The organism is Treponema sp. OMZ 788, assembly GCF_024181245.1.
GTDB lineage: Bacteria > Spirochaetota > Spirochaetia > Treponematales > Treponemataceae > Treponema_B.
In genome coordinates, this window is sequence record NZ_CP051199.1 from 1603539 (window position 1) to 1623960 (window position 20422).

General features: G+C 35.7%; 21 protein-coding genes and 2 pseudogenes. 8 read left to right on the forward strand and 15 right to left on the reverse strand.

The genetic code is table 11. From position 1 onward, the window contains the following. Positions 1-6 precede the first annotated feature (6 nt). The 8 genes and pseudogenes from E4O00_RS07830 to tpiA all read right to left on the reverse strand — a co-directional run bounded on the left by E4O00_RS07830 (position 7) and on the right by tpiA (position 6284). Positions 7-783, reverse strand: coding sequence for a hemolysin family protein (locus E4O00_RS07830; RefSeq protein WP_253676838.1), 777 nt, complete (start codon positions 781-783; stop codon positions 7-9). Positions 784-785: 2 nt separating this feature from the next. Then, on the reverse strand, positions 786-1253 hold the full coding sequence (gene ybeY, locus E4O00_RS07835) for an rRNA maturation RNase YbeY (protein ID WP_253676839.1): 468 nt from the start codon (positions 1251-1253) through the stop codon (positions 786-788). Beyond that, a pseudogene (locus tag E4O00_RS07845) lies at positions 1246-3499 on the reverse strand (HD family phosphohydrolase). Before E4O00_RS07845 ends, ybeY begins: the two are co-directional and overlap by 8 nt. Continuing rightward, the gene (locus tag E4O00_RS07850) at positions 3486-4427 is read right to left on the reverse strand and encodes a PhoH family protein (RefSeq protein ID WP_253676842.1); all 942 of its coding nucleotides are present in this window, start codon (positions 4425-4427) and stop codon (positions 3486-3488) included. The pseudogene E4O00_RS07845 and the gene E4O00_RS07850 overlap by 14 nt, the downstream one beginning before the upstream one ends. A 171-nt stretch (positions 4428-4598) precedes the next feature. Further along, positions 4599-4953: pseudogene (gene secG, locus E4O00_RS07855) on the reverse strand (preprotein translocase subunit SecG). Between the two features lie 67 nt (positions 4954-5020). Continuing rightward, entirely contained in the window at positions 5021-5155 is a 135-nt protein-coding gene (locus E4O00_RS13985) for a hypothetical protein (protein WP_256483871.1), read from the reverse strand. After that, positions 5124-5393, reverse strand: coding sequence for a hypothetical protein (locus E4O00_RS07860; RefSeq protein ID WP_253676844.1), 270 nt, complete (start codon positions 5391-5393; stop codon positions 5124-5126). The genes E4O00_RS13985 and E4O00_RS07860 overlap by 32 nt, the downstream gene beginning before the upstream one ends. 138 nt (positions 5394-5531) lie before the next feature. After that, positions 5532-6284 carry a triose-phosphate isomerase gene (tpiA, locus tag E4O00_RS07865; protein WP_253676845.1) on the reverse strand — a complete coding sequence of 251 codons (753 nt, stop codon included), beginning with the start codon at positions 6282-6284 and terminating at the stop codon, positions 5532-5534. A 134-nt stretch (positions 6285-6418) separates the two neighbouring features. Between tpiA and E4O00_RS07870 the strand changes: the two genes are divergently transcribed. The 3 genes from E4O00_RS07870 to E4O00_RS07880 all read left to right on the forward strand — a co-directional run bounded on the left by E4O00_RS07870 (position 6419) and on the right by E4O00_RS07880 (position 11192). Further along, positions 6419-8077 (forward strand): hypothetical protein, encoded by a 1659-nt coding sequence (locus E4O00_RS07870; RefSeq protein WP_253676846.1) that lies wholly within the window; start codon positions 6419-6421, stop codon positions 8075-8077. Between the two features lie 109 nt (positions 8078-8186). Next, positions 8187-9356 (forward strand): glycosyltransferase, encoded by a 1170-nt coding sequence (locus E4O00_RS07875; RefSeq protein ID WP_253676847.1) that lies wholly within the window; start codon positions 8187-8189, stop codon positions 9354-9356. Positions 9357-9443: 87 nt separating this feature from the next. After that, complete coding sequence (locus E4O00_RS07880; RefSeq protein ID WP_253676848.1) at positions 9444-11192, forward strand: hypothetical protein; 1749 nt, start codon at positions 9444-9446, stop codon at positions 11190-11192. Here E4O00_RS07880 and E4O00_RS07885 read toward each other — a convergent pair. From E4O00_RS07885 to E4O00_RS07905, 5 genes are read right to left on the reverse strand one after another with little or no spacing between them, the layout of a single operon-like run. After that, on the reverse strand, positions 11189-11617 hold the full coding sequence (locus E4O00_RS07885) for a hypothetical protein (RefSeq protein WP_371922688.1): 429 nt from the start codon (positions 11615-11617) through the stop codon (positions 11189-11191). The two genes, E4O00_RS07880 and E4O00_RS07885, sit on opposite strands and share 4 nt — an antisense overlap. Before the next feature lie 2 nt (positions 11618-11619). Then, complete coding sequence (locus E4O00_RS07890) at positions 11620-12207, reverse strand: MBL fold metallo-hydrolase (RefSeq protein WP_253676850.1); 588 nt, start codon at positions 12205-12207, stop codon at positions 11620-11622. After that, complete coding sequence (locus tag E4O00_RS07895) at positions 12204-12731, reverse strand: pentapeptide repeat-containing protein (protein WP_253676851.1); 528 nt, start codon at positions 12729-12731, stop codon at positions 12204-12206. The genes E4O00_RS07890 and E4O00_RS07895 overlap by 4 nt, the downstream gene beginning before the upstream one ends. Next, entirely contained in the window at positions 12724-13296 is a 573-nt protein-coding gene (locus E4O00_RS07900) for a GNAT family N-acetyltransferase (RefSeq protein ID WP_253676852.1), read from the reverse strand. The genes E4O00_RS07895 and E4O00_RS07900 overlap by 8 nt, the downstream gene beginning before the upstream one ends. Positions 13297-13338: 42 nt before the next feature. Continuing rightward, a complete protein-coding gene (locus tag E4O00_RS07905) occupies positions 13339-14637 on the reverse strand; it encodes a YncE family protein (protein ID WP_371922689.1) in 1299 nt (432 codons plus the stop codon). 126 nt (positions 14638-14763) lie between these two features. Here E4O00_RS07905 and E4O00_RS07910 point away from each other — a divergent pair, with 126 nt between their 5' ends. The 5 genes from E4O00_RS07910 to E4O00_RS07930 are packed head-to-tail and all read left to right on the forward strand — an operon-like array spanning position 14764 to position 19216. After that, positions 14764-15708, forward strand: coding sequence for a metal ABC transporter solute-binding protein, Zn/Mn family (locus E4O00_RS07910; protein WP_253676854.1), 945 nt, complete (start codon positions 14764-14766; stop codon positions 15706-15708). Between the two features lie 27 nt (positions 15709-15735). Continuing rightward, the gene (locus E4O00_RS07915; protein WP_253676855.1) at positions 15736-16506 is read left to right on the forward strand and encodes a metal ABC transporter ATP-binding protein; all 771 of its coding nucleotides are present in this window, start codon (positions 15736-15738) and stop codon (positions 16504-16506) included. Beyond that, positions 16503-17417 carry a transition metal ABC transporter permease subunit TroC gene (gene troC, locus E4O00_RS07920; protein WP_253676856.1) on the forward strand — a complete coding sequence of 305 codons (915 nt, stop codon included), beginning with the start codon at positions 16503-16505 and terminating at the stop codon, positions 17415-17417. The genes E4O00_RS07915 and troC overlap by 4 nt, the downstream gene beginning before the upstream one ends. Positions 17418-17421: 4 nt before the next feature. Then, positions 17422-18522, forward strand: coding sequence for a metal ABC transporter permease (locus tag E4O00_RS07925; RefSeq protein ID WP_253676857.1), 1101 nt, complete (start codon positions 17422-17424; stop codon positions 18520-18522). Positions 18523-18547: 25 nt separating this feature from the next. Beyond that, positions 18548-19216, forward strand: coding sequence for a metal-dependent transcriptional regulator (locus E4O00_RS07930; protein WP_253676858.1), 669 nt, complete (start codon positions 18548-18550; stop codon positions 19214-19216). Here E4O00_RS07930 and E4O00_RS07935 read toward each other — a convergent pair. Together E4O00_RS07935 and E4O00_RS07940 are read right to left on the reverse strand one after the other, a co-directional pair. Next, positions 19209-19919, reverse strand: coding sequence for a glycoside hydrolase family 3 N-terminal domain-containing protein (locus E4O00_RS07935; protein ID WP_253676859.1), 711 nt, complete (start codon positions 19917-19919; stop codon positions 19209-19211). The genes E4O00_RS07930 and E4O00_RS07935 overlap by 8 nt on opposite strands. Further along, positions 19900-20412 (reverse strand): glycoside hydrolase family 3 N-terminal domain-containing protein, encoded by a 513-nt coding sequence (locus tag E4O00_RS07940; protein ID WP_253676860.1) that lies wholly within the window; start codon positions 20410-20412, stop codon positions 19900-19902. Before E4O00_RS07940 ends, E4O00_RS07935 begins: the two co-directional genes overlap by 20 nt. Positions 20413-20422: the final 10 nt, after the last annotated feature.

Below are 20422 nucleotides of genomic sequence, written 5' to 3' on the forward strand. Positions count from 1 at the left end.
CTCTCCCTAATTTTGTGTAGAATTCTTGTTATAAACAATTTTGACGGTCTTTACCTTGTGGCCGTCCATATCCTGAACAATAAAGTCGTAGTCATTCCATGCCGTTTTTTCATACTTGGCAGGTATTTTTCCGAATAGATCGAATACAAAGCCGCCCAAGGTTTCAAACTCGTCTACCGGCAAGTCTTCGCTTTTAATGGTTTCGGCTAAGTCATCCAAATCGACGCGGGCATCGCAAAGCCAGACACCGGAGGCAATTTCGGTAATATCTTCTCCCTCATTGTCAAATTCGTCCTGTATATCGCCTACAATCTCTTCGATAATGTCTTCCATACAGACAATGCCTGAAACACCGCCGTACTCATCAACGGCAACGGCAATATGAACATGGCGTCTTTTAAATTCGGCCAAAAGAGCATCAATCCTTTTTGACTCCGGAACAAAAAATGCACGGCGCACTATCTTATCAAGTTCAATTTTTTGGTTCTTTGTTAGAAGCTTAATAATATCCTTAACATAAAGGATTCCGATAACATTGTCGATGGACTCATCGTATACGGGAAAACGGGAGTGCCCGCTTTCGGATATTCTGTCTAAGATTTCATCGCTAGGCGTATCAAGGGCCAAAAAATCAACATCAATACGCGGAATCATAACCTCTTTTACGGCCGTATCGGATAAGTCGACAACACCGCGGATCATATCCCTTTTTTCATCATTTAAGCCTTCTTTTAGAATATTGTTTACATTGCCTTTCTTTTTAAATAAGTCTATTATACCCATAACTATACCCGATAAATCTCTATATTTTTATATTGCATAAGCAATTCTTCTTGAAATTTAAGCATCTCCTGCTCGGGAGAGTTATCCGAATGATCCATCCCGTTCAAATGCAAAATGCCGTGTACAATCAGTCTTTTTAGCTCTTCATTTATTTCTACATTAAATTCTTCGGCATTAAACTTAAGACTGTCAATACTTATAACTATATCTCCAGCCATAAACCTTGTTTCACCGGCTTCGTCAAAGTACTCGTCCCCCTGCTCAAATGAAAGCACATCTGTCGGCGAGTCGATATTCCTATACTGTTTATTCAGATTTTGAATAAAATCATCATCACAAAACAGCAACGAAATATCCCAATTTTTCAAGTTTAGATCTTTTAGAACTTCAGATATAAAATTTTCAACTCTTGAAGGGTCTATAGACCCCGGAGGTTCATCGTTAAATGAAACAGTAATCGAATTAGACATTATTATTTTCCTTTTGAGGCTGAACCTGATTAGTTTCTGCCTCAGTTTTTTGATTTGGATATTCTATTCTGGAATGATAGTAGCCGGCTAAAATTTTGACGAAGGCGGCCTTTATAATCCTGACTTCGCGGAATGTAAGCTCCGAGTTATCAAGCTGCCCTGCCTTGATTTTTCCCGCAACAAGTTCATCTATAAATTTTTTCCAAACGCGGAACCGACGGTTTTTCCAAGGTCCGGCAGGCTGCTTCAACTATATCGGCCAGCATGACAACGGCCGATTCTTTTGAACGCGGAGGCGTTCCGGGATAAGAAAAATCTTCGATATCTACATTGGGATCAAGTTCTTTTGCCTTTGCATAAAAATAGGATATACAGCTGTTTCCGTGATGTTCGGCGATTATATCTATAACGGACTGAGGCAGCCGCAGTTGCTTTGCTTTTTCTATACCTATTTTTACATGGCTTCTTATTACCGTAGCCGAAAGACGGGGATTTATATCCATGTGCTTATTATAATTTGTCTGATTTTCTACAAAGTATTCGCCCTGTTCCATCTTTCCTATATCGTGGTAATAGGCTCCAACTCTTGCCAAAATCGAATTTGCTCCTATTTCACGGCAGGCACTTTCGGCCAAGGATGCTACCATCATCGAATGATTGTAGGTTCCGCCGACGGTAATAAGCATTTTTTTCATAATGGGCGAATTAAGATCAGACAATTCCATCAGCCTAAAACTCGTGGGAACATTCATCAAGGTTTCTAAAATAGGCAAAAAGCCCAAAACCAAGATACCGCTTATAAAGCCGCTGCCCGCAGTACCCAATAAAAGCACCGATTTATCGCTTGCAGAGCCCGGGAAAATTGCAAACATACATAGCAAAATTATAGGCTGAACCAAAATTAACCCGGATGCCGTTTTAATCAGATCCATCCTTCGGCCCTTAATATTTACCATACCGGCACCAGCAAGCCCTGAAAGAACGGCAAACAAGGTCGGCTGAATTTTAAAGCCTGTTGCACCGAAAACTGCAAGGGAAAAGACAAAGACGGAAAAAACCGAAATTTTTCTTGAGATTAAAGCTGCTATCAGCATAGTTAAAAAAGTTACCGGCAATATGGGAACAATATCAAGCGGATAAGAAAATATTGAAAGTCTCGAAATAAAAAGAATCAATATATAAACCAAATCGAAAGAGATTAAAATAAGTAAGCTGAATTTAAAATCGAGACTTTCCCCTATGATTCTTTCAGAAAACAAAAAAAGACTTATTATAAGCGATAAGCCTATAAAAATTAAGGCAGCAGCAATCTGCATAAAATCGATATACCTTCCGTCGCCGACATAGGCTTTTAAACGCGTATAGGCATCTTCAGATATTATAAAGCCTCTTTTTATAATCTTTTGATTTTTTTCTATATTTATCTTTACCGGAACAACCTTTTTTAGGGCTTCTTCAACTCTTTTCTCGGTTTCTTCAGCATCAAATAAAATATTGGGCTGGGCAAAGGGCAGAACGATACTCAAAACATAGGATTCAAGTTTTGATTTTTTTACATCCGAAAGAAAACTTTTAATTTGATCCCGTACATTGTAGAATAAAACAAGGTTTGCAATAAACACATTTGTATAAGACTGCTTTTGATTTTGACTCAACCCTAAACTTATCTCGGAATCATGCAGCTCTCCCATACCGTTGAGGGGCATCTCGATTATACCTATATCAAAAAGCTGTTTTAACATACTGAGGGCTGCAGAAGTAATCTCATAGAAATCTTTAGTCTTATATATATTTTCCAAATCCTGTTCCGAAAGAAGAACGGGATATTTTTCCATTACCATAAATTTAAAGGCCGTAAAACTCTTTGCTGAATCCTTTAAACGTATTATATAACCCGCAAATTCCGAGTAGTCTCTTATCATTTTTTCGGAAACCAAGCTGTCCCTATAAAAAACAGCTCTGACTGAATGCTTAGCCGCTTCCTTTCTTATTTCGGTAGCTTTTTCATCAATGACAGTAATACTGCGGTTTGAAATTACATCCCTATCAGAGACCATTCCTACTTCAAAATCAGAAATAGCCAACTTGGAAAAGCCGGAATTCTCATAAGCGTTGATATAAACCATCACAGCCAAAACCAAAAAGCTGACCGCAACCGCAATCACAAAGGCCTTATTTCTTTTAAATATCAAACAGAGAGAAGATATTTTTTCTTTGAATTTACTTTCTTTTTTATTCTTTGTCATAAGCTTTAATTATTTTTTGCACAAGGGAATGACGCACAACATCTTCAGAAGAAAATTGTACTATACCTATCCCCCGAATTTTAGATAAAAGATTTGCAGCATGTACCAGCCCGGAATTTTTAGATGATGAAATATCGGATTGTGAAGGATCGCCGGTTATAATCAGCTTGGAACCCTCCCCCATTCTCGTCAAAAACATCTTCATTTGCTCTTTCGTGGTATTTTGAGCCTCATCCAAGATTACTACCGCATTGTGAAGAGTTCTTCCCCGCATATAGGCTAAGGGAGCCACCTCAAACATATTCGACTCTTCCATTTGGCGTATAAGCTCAAAAGGCATCAATAGCTCTATGGAATCATAAAGAGGCCTTAAATACGGAGTAATTTTTTGAACAAGGTCGCCGGGCAAAAAGCCTAAACTCTCTCCTGCCTCTACTACAGGCCGAGTAAAAACAATCTTACGCATTTGCCGCGACATAAGCATCTGGAGTGCACAGGCAACAGCCAAATAGGTTTTTCCTGTACCGGCAGCACCAAGGCCGAAACTTATATCATTATTTCGGATAGAGCTGATGAATTCCAGCTGATGGGGATTTTTAGGATATACCGAACGTATTCCCCGCGGAATATGAATACAGCCGGAGGAAAGATCCTGTTTATCCGCAACATTTATGGTTGATATGAGAGATTCGATATATTCCGATGAATTGCCGGATTTGATTTCAGATGAATTTACAGCCTTATCAACCACATGCTGAAATTTTTTACAAACCTCATCATCGGCACTTAGCACGCTTACCTCATTCCCTCGGCAAACGACAGGGACACCAAGATATTGCTCAAGAAAATCCAAGTTTCTGTCATTGGCACCGCAAAGAGCGGAAAGCACTTGTTCATCTTTTAATACTATTGTATATGCGTCTTCCAAATATAAACCTCTAGTAGTCTATTGTAAATGGAAAAAAGGAATTCCGTCAAGGCCTTTAGACCTTATTTAATACTTTTTCTTTCAATATTAGGCATAAAATACACAAAATAAGGTATGGATACACAAATTTAAAAAAAAGAGATACCGTATTTATCGGTATCTCTTTTTCAACTACTCACCGTCTTTTTTGGTTTCACCGTCGGCATTATCAGTACCGCTGTCGGTTTTCCACCATTCAGTTGATGTTTCAGTTTGTTTTTTCATTGCCTCTTCGGATAAACCTGAATCCGACGGGCTTTTTTGTAATAAGGGCCAATAAAAAGGTCGTTACAAAAAACAGGGCAACAACAACATAAGTAGCTCTTGTTAATACATTGCTCGATTTTGAACCGAAGGCCGAGTTGCTTCCGCCAGAAAAAAGGCCGCCCAAACTATCTCCTTCCTCATTTTGTAGTAGAACCAAAAAGATAATAATCGCACAAATTATGACAAAAAGTACCAACAAAGCAATACCTAAACCACCCATAATCTAACTCCAATTATAAAAATATGCCCTATAATTTACAAAAAAATTATAAAAGTTTCAAGAGGTCTTAAGCCTTTACCTTTCTAAAAATAACCCTTTTTAAGACGGTTGTCTTTGTTTTTCCTCTTGAAGCAGCCTTTAGATCTTCAACTTCAAATTTTGAAAAAACATTAGTCCTTTTGTATTCGGCGATAAATTCCATAATGATTTTTTTCGCTGATAGCTTCATCAAAGCTGTCGTTATTCTCTTCATAGGTAAGATAAAATTCAAACTGATTTTCCAACCCGGGGATATCCATCTTTGTCCAATAAATTACGGCAGACGGCCTATCTTTAATCTCAATTTTTTCTGTTTTAGGCTTTACAAGAGCAGGATTTTCGGCAAAAACAGCCAAAACCAATAAAGCCATAATACTAATTGCAAAAAATTTCTTTTTCATGTTAATAACCCTCCAAACTTAAGTTATTTTATTATACTGTAAAGCTAAACAACTATTACAGTCATTAAGATACTAGCATTTTATTCTCATTTTTTCAAGTAGAAAAAAAATATTGTTTAAGCCTGTCATTTTAAGGTTTTATTCGGAAAACAAGGCTATCGGCAAAAAAGTTTCAGTTTTAAGTCCGGCACCGCCTATTAAGCCTCCATCGATATTAGGCTTTTTTAAAAGGCCTTCGGCATTTTCCGGCTTCATGGAGCCTCCGTACTGGATTATCATGTCTTTAGCAGCCTTTTCACCATAAAGCTCGTCTAAGGTCTTTCTTATTGAAGAATGGATAGCATCAGCATCTTCAGGACTTGCATTTTTTCCTGTGCCTATTGCCCAAACAGGCTCATAAGCAATCGTTACCTTATCCAAATCTTTTACAGATACATCTGCAAGGCCTTTTTTTATCTGCCTTTCACATACGGCTTCGGCGTGCCCCGCTTCACGCTCTTCGAGAAGTTCACCTACACATAGAATAACTTCCAAGCCGTGCTTTAATGCAAGTTTTACCTTTTTATTTATAAGATCATCGGTTTCTTTATATATATGCCGTCTTTCAGAATGGCCTAAGATGACTGTTTGAACCCCGACATCCAAAAGCTGCAGGACAGAAACTTCCCCCGTATGAGCACCTTTTTCTTCCAAGCCCATATTTTGAGCTCCCAGCAGGATATTGGACCCCTTAAGAACGGATGCAACATCCTGCAAAAGGGTAAATGAAGGAGCTATCATGTACTTGTTTTTTCCGTCTTTTATACCGGCCTTCATTTCCTCTGCAAGGCTCTTGGCCTCAGCCCTGTTCATGTTCATCTTCCAATTTGCTGCAATGTAAAACTTTTTCATTTTTCCTCCTAAAATTTAGGCCAAAAGCCCTCATTCATCCTAAACAGGTTATCCTTTTATGACTGAGTTGTCAAGAAGTATAATTGAATTTTACTTTTTATTGTGATAAAATGCTCGCAATATGAGAGGTACTTATGAAATCTAAATATCTAGTAATGTTTTTTCTATGCTTTATAACCGGAATAGTTCAAAATGTTTTTGCATCTGAAAATAAATCAGAACAAGACATACCTTATGCAAAAATTTTTTACGAAAAAAATACGGATATCTATGATTCCTTGTATTTTTTGGCTATGGAAAACGGTTTCTCACCTCTTTCCTATAAACGCCCGCAATCGGCCGCAGAGCTTTATAGCACTCTAAAGCTGATTGATAGCTCAAATTTGAGTAATATAGGGTTGAAAGTTTTTGAAAATACAAGAAAGACCTTAGTTAATCCTAATTATCTTCTTAAACAAGAATTTCTTAAATTCAATATCAATGGAAAATTCGGACTTCAAGGGCGTTTTACACATAAACTTAATGAATTCGGTCCGCATATAGACCATTTTTTAGCCTACAATGAGATGCCGGCTCCTCTGGCTGTTCCTATAGATTTTTTAATTTCAAATTATTTCTATGCTTACATCTCATTAATTCATCAAAAAGATATATCTTCAAATATGAATCCAAATAAATATTTAAATTTTCCATTCAATCAACATGATGCAGATGCTCACTTTCCTACAAAAGCAGGTTCAGCTATAGGAAACTCATTTTTTAATGTAAACATAGGCAGAGGTCCCTTAAATTTAGGTAAAACCCTAGGAGGCAGCATAGTATTGGCAGATACGGCAGACCGTCTAGATTATTTTTCCGGGACTGTATTTACAAAAAATTTACGCCTTGATATAACCATTGCAGAGTTAAATCCAACTCGATTTTTATTTATGCATGAAGTAACTTTCAGACCTATAAAACAAATCAGCATAACCCTACATGAAGGTGTTTTAGTAAATTCCTTTTTTGATCCAAGATTTTTAAATCCGGCAATGATTTTTCATAACCATGCTGCATGGAGGGAGGATTATCTTCCTGGAATCCCCCCTAAGTCAGAGAGTGGAACAGTTGGAAGCCAGCTAGGAATAACCATGGATATAGTCCCTGTAAAAGGATTAAGAATTTATGGACAATTTGGTATGAATGAATTCCAACTGCCTTCTGAAGACAAGACTCTTACGCCAAATTCTTTAGGAGGTTTATTGGGTATTGAATATGTTTATCCTACAAAAATAGGCTATCTAGTTTCATCACTAGAAGGAACATACGCTAATCCCTGGTATAATATACTTTCAAACAAAAAAATAAGTTATTATGCGGAAAGGATGGAAGAAACATCTTCAGGAAACTCTCATGAAAATCGTGTAATAAAAACATGGATTTCAAATCCTAATGGTCCAGATACAATTACTGCGATAACACAATTTGCTCTTGTAAATCCAAAAAAATATTCCGGAATGCTTACTTATAGACTGTTATGCAAGGGAGAAAATGAAGATAATTTTTTCAATAAAGAAACAGCACCAGGTGTATACTACCCGAAAAATATCACTGGGAACAACCATCCCGAAATGGCTAGCTGGAGAACTCCCAGCGGAAATGTAACATTTTTTAACACTATTAAACTCTCAGGTTCCTACAATATACTCAATAATTTACTTGTGAGAGGAGCCTTTTCGTGGACAAATGCTTCAGGAAAAATAAAGGGAAATGCAATTGACCTTTCGCTAGCTTTAGAATATAGTATTTTTTAAGATGATATTACTATAATGTAAGTATTGAGAGTCTATTACAACTTTAAATATACAAATACGATATAAATGGGTTCTTGCACTTTTATTGATTTTTTCGTATATTAGAATAGTGAAACAGAGAATCGGATTTATATATTTAAAAACAGGAGCCGGGCATATAGCTGGAGCAAAAGCTCTATCAGCCAAACTAATGGATTTATACCCGGATCAGGCAGAATGTCATTTAAAAGATGGCTTTGATCAGGGTGCTTGGTTTTTAAAATTCTTTTTTGAAAAGGGATATTTAGCCTCTACAAACTATTTTGAACCCGGATATGTTGCATTTTACCAACTATATGCTTTAAGCCCCATGCTCCATCTTTTAAAAAAATTAATAACCCCTTACACTGTTCCTAATTTAGTAAATTTTTTAAAGTCAAACAAAATTACAAAACTCGTATGTTTACATCATACCCTTATCCCGATATGCAGAGAAGCCATAAACAGAGTAAACCCGAATATTCCGCTAATCAGTATAGTAACAGATCCCTTTACGGTACATCCTATATGGTTTTTTGAAAGAAACACCGAACTCATTGTTTTTTCAAAAAAAGCTCTTCAAGAAGGATTAGCTAAGCATAAATTTCCTGCCGAGAAACTACATCAATTTCCTTTGATTCTTTCAGAAAAATTTGATAAACCATATACTCAAGATCAAATAGCTTCAATAAAAGACAAATTAGGAATTCCCAAAGATAAAAAAATCGTATTGATAGTCGGGGGGGGAGAAGGATTAAAAAATGCAAACTCAATAGTACAAGCTTTTATCAAAAATAAATCGGAAATTTTCTTAATTGTAGTATGCGGGAACAATCGCCCCCTGAGACACAGTCTTGAATATTTAGTTCAGTTTTACAATCTCAAAAATATTAAAATATTCGGCTTTGTTTCGTTTATACCGGATCTAATGAATATTGCAGATTGTGTAATAACAAAGTGTGGAGCTTCAACACCAATGGAGGCTCTGGCTCTTGGAAAACCTGTTATAATTTCCACATATATAAAAGGACAGGAACTCGGAAATATGCTATATATTACGCAAAATAAACTTGGGTGGTACATTCCCAAACCTAAACACATAGTAGAAAAAATAACGGAAATATTTTCTGATAATAGGCATCTCGAAGAAGTACGAGAACAAATAAAAAAAATGAATATAAGAAATGGTCTGAATGATATAGCAGATTTTATATGGAATTTTAAATTACCTATAAATTCCACTGGAACTATAGAAGACTAAATCTTTCTTGTATTGACTTTTTATTTTGTATCCTATATTCTGTTTTTCACTTGTGATAATGTATTTTTATACGATAAGGAATAATTTATGAAAAATAAAATTTTTATTGTCATTTTTATGATTTTGGGTCTATCGGTTTTTTCGCAAGCCGCTGTCGATTTATTTGATCCTTTTTATGAAGATCTAAACATTTGGGAAAATATAGGTCTTATCAATGATACACCCTCCATTCGTCCATATCCTCTACAAGAAATAAAAAGAATTCTAAATCATGTGATAGAAAATGGAGATGAAGGTCAACAAAGGAAAGCAAGAGAACATCTCTCTCGTTTCTTTGGAAGGATATTCCATTTTGGTGGTAGTACTCATTATAAATTTGTTATACAAAACAACCAAAAACAAAATCAATTTTTTCTGTCACCGCTGGCTGAATTAAACTACCAAATATCTAGTTTTCTTACTGTTTCAGCTTATATGGACTTGACATTATTTAACAAATTAGACAACAAAACATTACTTCCTATTTATAGACAATCCGATAAAGACATTGCTGATGATATGGGTACATATCTAGGTAAATTTAGAATGTTAGATATGTTTAATACATCCGTAACTATAGGAACACCCGAATATTATCTTACGGCCGGTCTTGCCAGGTCATCATATGGACCATTTCATGATAACAGTATTTTTGTTTCCAAAGATGCATTTCATTCAGGCCAATTTATTTTCACTGTAAATAAAGAAAAATGGGCATACAATCAAATGTTATTATTATTGGCAGCAACTTCTGATAATCCGGATAATATAGAAACCGATATTTTTCCCGGTAAATTTCTTGCCTCACATTCTCTTGATATCCGTCCCCTGCCATGGGTAACTTTTTCACTTATTGATACAATGATATATGGTGGACGATTTGAACCAATTTATCTAATTCCTTTTTCAGTTTTTTATTTGGGTCAAAGTATTTACAGATTTCCGGACAATACTTTGATAGGAGCTAGTTTTACTATTAAGCCGGTAAAAGGTTTGAGATTTGATTCAGCCATATATGTTGATGATATCGGTCTCACACAAATAATTAAATTTGAAAGTGCTTTATGGCGTATGTCAGGGCAATTTGGTGTTTCATACAGTATGCCTAAAACACATTGGTTTTCCTATATCGACTTAGGATACACTTTTGTTATGCCTTATATGTATACACATGTTGATCATCATAACCATGATAAACCGAACTATCAGAATTACACTCACCACGGAGAACCCATAGGTAGTAATTTACCGCCCAACTCTGATAGAATTAAAATTAAAGTAAAATTTAGGCCAATACATGGTTTTGATATAAATTTTTCTAACACTTTTATTAGACATGCTAATACAACTGAAAGTATTACAGATACAAATCTATTAAGAGATTATCTTACAAAAAAGTATACTACTGATGGCTCGGTGTTTAATCATCCTACAATAACAGGTGAAAGTTCTACGGGAGCAACTATATGGAAAGATCATGCTTTCTTAAAGGCAACTCCTTTCCTAACCCAGCAGACAATTCAATATGTAAATCAACTTGAACTAGAGGGCGTAGTTAATCTCCCAATTTTAAAGTCGGGCGGGCTAATGCAGTTTAAATTGGGCTATATCTTTGAAGCAAATATAAATCCGGGGGTGAACAAGAATATATACAATGGAAAAATTAGTGAATCAAATTTAGACACCACTGCTAAAATAATGGAAGAAGCTAATAAACAGCTAAAAGCTTGGAGAGAACAGGCTGTCGGAAAAGAGTTTAATCATTACTTTAAAGTAGGTGTAAAAATTTCTTATTAAGGCTTCTTTGCGGCCTTTTGCCAGAGCTTGTTTTTGATGCTCCATGTGCAGAGGCCGCTTTTTTCTTCATTAAATTCGACATCTGCATAATACCAGCTGCGGCAGCTTAGCTCGGAAAAAACAGGTGATTTTGTTTTTTGCTTTAAGCTTTCAAGGTTTAAAATTATGCTTTCGGCTTTATCTCCGGCATCTCCCAACACAAAGCCTCCATTCAGTTCAAACGAGTTAAGAGAATTACAAGGTCTTACAATTAAAGAATTATGCAAAATAGGCGGATAGATTGTAAGGCTGTCAAATTTTTCTTTTGTTTTAAAAAAAGGGATTGTCTTACGGAACGGAAACGGCAAAAGACTTTGAATCAACTTTTGCTCCTCATAGAGAACGGTCATCAAATTATCAGGTAAAAAAAGCCAAGTTTCAGTCATACTTAAAAAGGTTTGTTTTCAAAATCCTGAAAAATCGAAGCATTGAATTTACGCTCTACTCCTACAGAAGAAGGAGGGCCGTAAAACGGCATAATAATAAGATTATCATCCAAGCTCATGAGCTTTGTTTTTAAAATATTACGCAGAGTCCGTTCTGCATAAGTATTTGAAGTTTGGCCTATCATTCCCGCAGATAAGGATGTTCCTGTAAATACAGCATTTTCAATTTGAAACATGTAAGAATATGAAGAATGTGCAGGAATTGCAAAATATCTTACAGGATAACCTGCTACATCTATAGTTCCGTCTCCTCGCAATGTATTTATTGTTACATTTTCAGAAAAACAGCTTCCGGCGTAAACCTTTGGGCTGTAAATTTTTAAAATGGTATTAAGCCCTGTTTCATAAGGGCTTTCAGGATTGTGCGTCAATAAAACGGCTTTAAGATTAAAGCCGTTTTGTTCTATTTGATGAATCATCTTTTCCGTGATCTTTGCAGGATCGATGATAACGGCATCCTTTGTGATTTCGTTCCCGATAAGATAGGTGTTTGCAAAAAGCTGTGGCGAAAAATGAAGATAAACTTTCATACAAATTCGTCTCCTTCAGTAAAAACAGCTTCACGGGTATTGGATGACTTATAGGAAACGCCGTTTTCTTCTATATTTAAAAATGAGGTCTTTTTAAGATTACAGTTTTGAAAATAAACATTTTTTAAAACAGAAAACATAAAACGCGAACTGTAAAGATCAGAATCATTAAAAGAAACTTCTTCGGCATTGATTCCGTTAAAATTATTTTGGAGAAGCTCGGAATTTTTAAAGTCTGTATCAATAATCTTTGCTCCCCCAAAGGAGGAAAACTGAATATCGGTACCTTGAAAATTGCATGACTCTATTTCACAAAAATCAAAAAAACACATTCTAAGATGCAGATTACTGCAATTACAGTTTTTAAATTTGCTGTTTGAAAAGCTGCATCCTGTAAAGGATTTTTTTGAAAGATCTAAACCTTCAAATTCTAAACCGGATAAATTTAAACCGTTCAAAGAATTCGTTTTTTTTAAAAGAGCGAGAAAATCTTTATATTCCGTTTTTTTATCAAAACTAAACATCAGCTTCTTCTACAGGTTTGGACATATCGTAACCCAGCTCATAATAATGATTATTATTGTAATCGAATTTTTTTATAACTTCAAAGCCTACCTTTTTTGTGTGGGCAGCAAAGGAACGGGGATTTGCTTCGTTTATAAATGTAATTAAAATCGGAAAGCGTTTACTCATCTCGCGGCGGGAAGTTTCAAATAAATTGCGTACTACATTTTTTCCTCGATAAGCCTTGTCTATACAAACAGGTCCATATTGAAAAGAGTTTTCCGTTGTAAGCTGCTTGCCAAGATAGCTTACATTCGGAAGATCCTTAATCATAAATTGGAACATAGGCCAAGCCGACCAAAAATCCCAAGAAGCGGCCATAGCATAGGCAACAACCTTTCCATTGTCGCAGGCTATGGTCAATCCGTTTTCTTTTTCGATAATAGCCTTAAATTGCTCATAGGTAAATTCTGTAGTTACAAAACCGTCTTTTTTATCTTCTTCACTCACGGTAGACACATGATACCTTTTTTGAAGCTCAGCAACCATCTTAATATCATCGATATTAGCATTTCTATATTCCATAAGTTCTCCTTGCTTATTCTATTCTAAACTAAAAAAAACTTCTTATTCAAGTAGTGAGGGTCTTAGTTCATACACCCTTATTCGATTATCCAAAAAATCGGATAAGACTATTTTTTTTCCGTCGGGAGAAACATCCAAACCTGTAGGCTGATTTCCGGCTTCAATGCTTTCGATACGGGTAAGGGTCTTTGTGTCGATTATATCGAGACGGCCGAAGACATAGCCCTTGTACAAATAGCCCTTATCGGGATTATTCGGTCCCCTGCATGAAACATAGAGGAGTTTTTTATCGGGTGAGAGCTGAATTGTGTTTGGATTATCAAAAACCTTGATACTTGCAACAAGTTCATCCTTTTCGCTTGAATAAACCTCAACAATCTTGTTCCTCATATCGGAAACATAGATGAGTTTGCGTTCATAGTCTGTAACGATATGCCGCTTTGCTCCCCTTACCCCGCCCTCGTAAACGGTCTTATAATCGGACAAAGATTTTTTGATAAGTTTACATTGGGAATTGCCGGCCGCATCTTCGAATTGGGCACAGTAGATAAATTTTCCGTCTTGCGAAAAAGCCATCCCCCTCGGTACGGCCTTAGTTTTTATCTTTTTTTCTTCTTTATAAGCTGAAGGATCGATGATGCTTATATCCTGTGAGGTCCAGTTACTCAAATATACCTTGTCAAGGGCGGCATTATAGGCCATGACCTTACTCCAAGTGCCTGAAGTCTTTATAGTCCTTTTATATTCAAAAGACGTAAGATCAAAGATGTGAATTGAAGCCGTAGGCATCTGACTGACCCATAATTCGTTTTTGTGCTTTAGAACAAGGGATTCTACAAAGCCGAATTTTTCGGCATATTCTTTTGGAGGCGAAATTCTTTTTGTATTTCCGGTTTCAATATTTATAATATCGATGCCCGAACCGTCAAGAAGGGCTGCTGCAACGGTATTATTGTTTACAAAGGTTACGCTTTTAGGCTTTTTTCCTGTAGGAAAAACCTTAACTACATCGTATTTTGAATTTACCGGAGAAAGGACTAAAAAGGCTTTTTTGTTTTGAATTGAAGTCAAATCCAAAGTCTGAATACGGAAGCCTTCCTTTTTTATAACAAGAGTACGAGCCGAATCTTTTAAGCTAAACTGCAAAAGGCCCAAGGTCTTATCAGAAGATAGAAGCTTAGGGACAACTTTTTGATCATCAGCAAAGAATTCCGCATTTTTAAAAGGCTGAAGATTTAGCTCAAATGTAAAATCTGCAAAACCGAATGCCGAAACAAGAAAAAAACATGATAACAACAAAAACTTTTTTACAAAACACGAATAATAGATTAACAATTTCATGATTTTTATTTTGATGATTTTATAGAAATTTGTCAATGGGATTAAATTCAGATTTTGCTTGACCTTTTTGCTTTATTTTGATATATTAGAATCATAATTTTGATACATCAAAATAAAGGATTTTAAATGACAAAAAGAAAATTAATAAGCTCAAGCTTAACACTACTTACTATTTTATCAAGTTTGGTATTTTTCTCATGTTCTAAAACAGAGACAAAAAATGAACCCAAGGATGCCGGTAAAATAAAAGTTACCGCCACAATAGGTATGGTTGCCGATATAGCAAAGGTTGTCGGCGGAGATGAGGTAAATGTACAAGCCTTAATGGGAGCAGGGGTCGATCCCCACCTCTACAGAGCCAGCGCAGGAGACATGGAAAAGCTTCAAAAAGCCGATATTATTTTTTACAACGGGCTTCATCTTGAAGCAAAGATGGGCGAGGTTTTGAAAAAAATATCTTCTACCCGTAAAACTGTAGCAGTTGCCGAAAGTATCCCGAAAGAACATCTATTGCCATTTGAGGAGTCAGAATTCGATCCCCATGTTTGGTTTGATGTAAACCTTTGGAAACACGCAACTGAATCAGTATATAAAGCATTGGCAGAATTTGCTCCGCAAAAAAAAGAAGCTTTCAAGAAAAACTATGAGGCGTATATTGTAAAACTAGATGAACTTGACGAATTTATCAAAAAAAGAACTTCGGAAATTCCGCAAGAAAAAAGAGTTATTGTTACAGCTCACGATGCCTTCAATTATTTCAGCAAGGCCTACGGTTTTGAAGTAAGGGGCTTACAAGGAATCAGTACTGTAAGCGAGGCAGGAGCAAAGGACGTTCAGGAGCTTGCAGACTTTATCACAAAAAGAAAACTTCCGGCCGTCTTTGTCGAAAGCTCGGTTCCCGAAAAAAATGTAAAAGCCTTGCAGGAAGCTGTAAAAGCCAGAGGCTATAATGTTGAAATAGGCGGAGAACTTTTTTCGGATGCTATGGGAGATGAAGGCAGCTTCGAAGGAACATACATAGGAATGTTAACCCATAACATAAACACGATAATCGATGCCTTGAAAAAATAAAAGGTTTATTCTAACAAGGATGACTTTATGAACACTTGCTGTGCCGAACATTCACAAGAAAATTTAATTCCGGCTTTTTGCGTTGAAGACCTAACCTTGGCTTACCGCGAAAAACCTGTACTCTGGGATATAGATGTATGCGTTCCCCAAGGAGCGATGGAAGCGGTAGTCGGCCCAAACGGTGCCGGAAAATCTACTTTGCTTAAAGCAATGATGGGTATTCTTCCAGCCGCATCAGGCGAAATAAAAATATTCGGAAAATCATATAAATCTCAAAGGAAAAGAATAGCCTATGTACCTCAAAGAAGCTCGGTAGATTGGGATTTTCCTACAACCGTCTTTGATGTTGTTTTAATGGGTTCATACGGGAATTTGGGATGGATAAAAAGGCCGGGACAAAAAGAAAAAAAAGAAGCTATGTCAGCTTTGGAAAAAGTCGGCATGGCAGAATTCTCAAAACGCCAGATAAGCGAGCTTTCAGGCGGCCAACAGCAAAGAGTTTTTTTGGCAAGGGCTCTTGTTCAAAATGCGGATCTTTATTTTATGGATGAACCCTTTCAAGGGGTTGATGCAGCTACCGAACAGGCTATCGTAAAACTTTTAAAGGAGCTAAAAGCAAAAGGGAAAACTCTTTTGGTTGTTCATCATGATCTTCAAACAGTAAAGGATTACTTTGACAGGGTTCTCTTATTGAATGTAAGATTAATAGCCGAGGGAAGTGTTGAAGAAGTTTTTACCGAAGAAAACTTGCGTAAAACCTATGGAGGCAGGATCGCCTACAATTCTGAAAAAAAATGAACGAGATAATAAATTTTTTTAACGATTATACTTTGAGAAATGTTTTTTTAGGAACAATGCTTTTAGGCATAGGTTCGGGTGTGGTAGGCAGCTTTGCCGTTTTACGCAAACAAAGCTTACTAGGGGATGCAGTTGCACACGCTGCTCTCCCCGGAGTAGTGATAGCATTTTTACTTACAGGATCTAAAATGACTCTGCCGCTTTTAGCCGGTGCAGGAATCACGGGACTTATAGGAACTTTTTTTATAAACAACATTGTAAATAACTCAAAGGTTGACACGGATGCAGCCCAAGGTATTGTGTTGGGTGTATTTTTAGGCTTAGGCTTTTTACTTTTAACCTATGTTCAAAAATTACCGGGAGCCGGAAAAAGCGGTCTTGACAAATTTATCTTTGGACAAGCGGCTACTATCACGCAGCAGGATGTAATTATAATTTTTATGGTCGAAGCATTTATTCTTATAATGGTTGCTCTCTTCTGGAAAGAGCTGAAACTTTCTACATTTGATCCGGGATTTTCACAATCAATAGGTTTTTCTCCAAAAATTTTGGAAGTAATTTTAACAGTTCTAATAGTAATTACAATAGTTATAGGAATACAATCTGTCGGAGTAATTTTGATGAGTGCCCTTTTACTTGCACCGGCTGCTGCAGCAAGACAATGGACGGATAGATTGAGCATAATGTGCATTCTTTCAGCGTTTTTTGGAGCAGCATCCGGAATGGGCGGAGCGGTAATTTCTTCTCAAGTTTTAAAAATGCCCACAGGCCCAGTAATAGTTTGTTTTTTAACTGCATTTACAATTATTTCAATCTTATTTAGTCCTCATAGAGGAATCATTCAATCAAAGATAAAAAAACTTTATGTAAAAATCAAAATACTTAAAGCAATAAGAGAAGTAAGGAATTAAATTTATGAATATGGAAATAATATTAACTGCAATAATTGTCTCCGCTTCATGTGCTCTCTGCGGAGTATTTTTAGTTTTAAGAAGAATGTCTTTGATGAGCGATGCAATAAGCCACTCAATAATAATAGGAATAGTATTGGGATTTTTTATCAGCAAAACATTATCTTCAAGTATACCGTTAATAGGTGCAGTTATAGCCGGAATGGCTTCTGTTATCTTTACAGAAGCCTTACAAAAAACAAAGCTTATAAAAAGCGATGCAGCAATCGGCCTTGTTTTTCCGTTTTTATTCAGTCTTGGCGTTATCTTAGTTTCTCTTTATGCAGGAAATGTTCATTTGGACACCGATTCCGTCTTATTGGGAGAATTAGCCTTTGCACCTTTTGACCGAATAAATTTATTTAATATTTCTCTTCCAAAAAGTTTGGTTCAAATGAGCGGGATTCTTTTATTTGATTTGCTTTTTATTATAGTATTTTTTAAAGAACTAAAATTGACAACCTTTGATCCAAATTTAGCAAAAACATTCGGCTTTTCCCCTGCAATTATGCATTACGGATTAATGTTTGCAGTGAGCCTTACCTGTGTCGGAGCCTTTGACTCAGTCGGAGCCGTTTTAGTTACGGCACTAATGATTGCACCGGCTGCTGCAGCCCTCTTATTGACAAACAGTCTTTTCTATATGATAATCATTTCAATTTTGATTGCTTCAGCAGCATCAATAAGCGGCTTTTACCTTGCAGTAAAAATCGACGGAAGTATTGCCGGTTCAATGGCAGCTATGACGGGATTATTCTTTTTACTGGCTTACCTATTCTCCCCAAAAGATGGATTGGTAAAACGCAGAGCCGAGCAAAAAAATATAAAAATAAATTTCGCAGTTAAAATGCTGATTGTACATCTTTTACATCACCAAGGTGAAGAAAATATGATGATAGAATCAAGAGAAGAACATTTATGCGAGCATATTAACTGGACAGAAAAAAAGGCTCGAGCCGTTGTGCTTACAGCAAAGCGGCTGGGATATATAAAAAAAGAAAACGGATTACTTCTTTTATCTCCCTTAGGCAGAGAAGAAGCTGAAAAATCAATTACAAATATTTAATTTATATTAATTTTTAGGAGGAAGAGTGCAAATATCGCAAATTGCAACAGAAAATTATTTAAAATCGATCGTAAAATTTTTATCTGCAAGCGATAAAGATATAATTACCAACGGTGAGCTTGCAAAATTATTACATGTTACCCCAGGTACTGCTACATCGATGGTAAAAAAACTTGAAAAATACGGATACATTAAATATCAAAACAGGATTGGATGCAGCCTTACCGAGAAAGGCAAAAAATACGGTCTTAATATTTTAAGAAGGCACCGATTAATTGAAACTTTTTTATTTCAAACTCTAAAAATGGATTGGAAGGATGTTCATAATGAGGCGGAAAATTTAGAGCATGCCGCTTCAGATATTTTAATAGATAAAATAGACGAGTATTTAGGCAACCCTAAAAGGGATCCGCATGGAGCCATTATACCTAAAAAAAATCAAAAAGACTATACAAGTATAGATTTACCTATAGAAAAAGTAAAATGCGGGACAGAATACTCGATAGCAAGGCTTACAGGTTCTGAAGCTCAATTTGAATATTACAAAAAGATAAATTTAAAATTAAATTCTAAAATAATACTTCAAACTAAAAATGAAGAAAGCGGTTTGGTAGAAATAATAATAGATGGGAATAAAATATCGTGTTCCACAATGATTTTAAAAAATATCTTCGTCGAAAAAATTATTATTTAGACTGCTTTGAATTTTTTAAAACATCTTCAGCAGATTTTTTTACTTTATAAAATTTTTCTTTATTAAATTTATATTTTTCGATGGGCTTACATTCTTCATCAATAATACCCATTTTTATTTTTGTTTTTAAAATATTAAATACCGCATCATCTATTCTTTTTAAAAAATCGGACTCGGTTTTCATTTTTTTTGAAATAACCTCTACAAGTTCTTTAAACTTAGGTTCGGAACACATTACCATATCACAGCCTGCTGCTAAAGCTAAAAGCACATTATCGGCTGTAGAGCGTCCATGCGTTTTCAGGGCCTTCATGGCCATATCATCGGTAATAATTAAACCCTTAAAATTAAGTTCACTACGCAAAATTTTTTCTATACCTATTTTTGAAAAACAAAAAGGCTTTTTGTCTATACAAGAAACTTCAGCATGAGAAATTAAAACAGGATCTTCGGAAGCATAAATAATTTTACGAAAAGGATTAATAAATTCTTTATAAAAAATATCTTTATCGACATCAATAATACTTTTTGAAAAATGAGGATCTGTTTCCGTATTCCCGGGAAAATGCTTCACTGTAGAAAGTATCCCGCCTTTTTTCATTCCTAAAATAAAAGCTTTAGTATACTTTATTAAAACATCCTCATCATTAGAAAAAATACGGTCATCCAAAAAGCCAGACTCATTAGATCTTTTCTTTTTCAACAATTGGTGCCAGGTTTAAATGTATTCCCAATAAATTGATCTGTTCGGCAGTATGAGTATATAAATTTAAAGCTTCTTCCTCCGTTAATGTTTCTGCTATTTTTTTAGGAGAAGGTAGAGGAGATCCGATTTTTCGTATTCTATATACTCTTCCGCCCTCAAAGTCTGACGCAAAAAAAGGAGGCATAAATGTTTTTGCTTTAGATAAATTTTGTATAGACTGCTTAACCGATTTTATATAGGAAGCACAAGCTTCAGGGGTATCAGAAAAATTATAGCCGAATAAAATAAAAGCACCCGGTGTATAAGAATCAAAATAAGAACTCAAATGAGGCGGAAAAGTTTTTTTTCCTTCAATACTCATCATTAAAACTTGAGATGCCTTATCTTCAATACTCATTTCTGAAATATAAGTTCTAATATATGCATCATCGGCAAAAATATTTAAATTAATAGAAAATAAAATACTAACAATAGCAAAATACACTTTCATAAACATTCCG

What these genes read in the sequence shown, in the direction of transcription:
- E4O00_RS07830 (WP_253676838.1), bottom strand. Translation starts at nt 783, where the DNA reads ATGGGTATAATAGACTTATTTAAAAAGAAAGGCAATGTAAACAATATT.
- ybeY (WP_253676839.1), bottom strand. Translation starts at nt 1,253, where the DNA reads ATGTCTAATTCGATTACTGTTTCATTTAACGATGAACCTCCGGGGTCT.
- E4O00_RS13985 (WP_256483871.1), bottom strand. Translation starts at nt 5,155, where the DNA reads ATGGAATTTATCGCCGAATACAAAAGGACTAATGTTTTTTCAAAATTT.
- E4O00_RS07860 (WP_253676844.1), bottom strand. Translation starts at nt 5,393, where the DNA reads ATGAAAAAGAAATTTTTTGCAATTAGTATTATGGCTTTATTGGTTTTG.
- tpiA (WP_253676845.1), bottom strand. Translation starts at nt 6,284, where the DNA reads ATGAAAAAGTTTTACATTGCAGCAAATTGGAAGATGAACATGAACAGG.
- E4O00_RS07870 (WP_253676846.1), top strand. Translation starts at nt 6,419, where the DNA reads ATGAAATCTAAATATCTAGTAATGTTTTTTCTATGCTTTATAACCGGA.
- E4O00_RS07880 (WP_253676848.1), top strand. Translation starts at nt 9,444, where the DNA reads ATGAAAAATAAAATTTTTATTGTCATTTTTATGATTTTGGGTCTATCG.
- E4O00_RS07885 (WP_371922688.1), bottom strand. Translation starts at nt 11,617, where the DNA reads ATGACTGAAACTTGGCTTTTTTTACCTGATAATTTGATGACCGTTCTC.
- E4O00_RS07890 (WP_253676850.1), bottom strand. Translation starts at nt 12,207, where the DNA reads ATGAAAGTTTATCTTCATTTTTCGCCACAGCTTTTTGCAAACACCTAT.
- E4O00_RS07895 (WP_253676851.1), bottom strand. Translation starts at nt 12,731, where the DNA reads ATGTTTAGTTTTGATAAAAAAACGGAATATAAAGATTTTCTCGCTCTT.
- E4O00_RS07900 (WP_253676852.1), bottom strand. Translation starts at nt 13,296, where the DNA reads ATGGAATATAGAAATGCTAATATCGATGATATTAAGATGGTTGCTGAG.
- E4O00_RS07905 (WP_371922689.1), bottom strand. Translation starts at nt 14,637, where the DNA reads ATGAAATTGTTAATCTATTATTCGTGTTTTGTAAAAAAGTTTTTGTTG.
- E4O00_RS07910 (WP_253676854.1), top strand. Translation starts at nt 14,764, where the DNA reads ATGACAAAAAGAAAATTAATAAGCTCAAGCTTAACACTACTTACTATT.
- E4O00_RS07915 (WP_253676855.1), top strand. Translation starts at nt 15,736, where the DNA reads ATGAACACTTGCTGTGCCGAACATTCACAAGAAAATTTAATTCCGGCT.
- troC (WP_253676856.1), top strand. Translation starts at nt 16,503, where the DNA reads ATGAACGAGATAATAAATTTTTTTAACGATTATACTTTGAGAAATGTT.
- E4O00_RS07925 (WP_253676857.1), top strand. Translation starts at nt 17,422, where the DNA reads ATGAATATGGAAATAATATTAACTGCAATAATTGTCTCCGCTTCATGT.
- E4O00_RS07940 (WP_253676860.1), bottom strand. Translation starts at nt 20,412, where the DNA reads ATGAAAGTGTATTTTGCTATTGTTAGTATTTTATTTTCTATTAATTTA.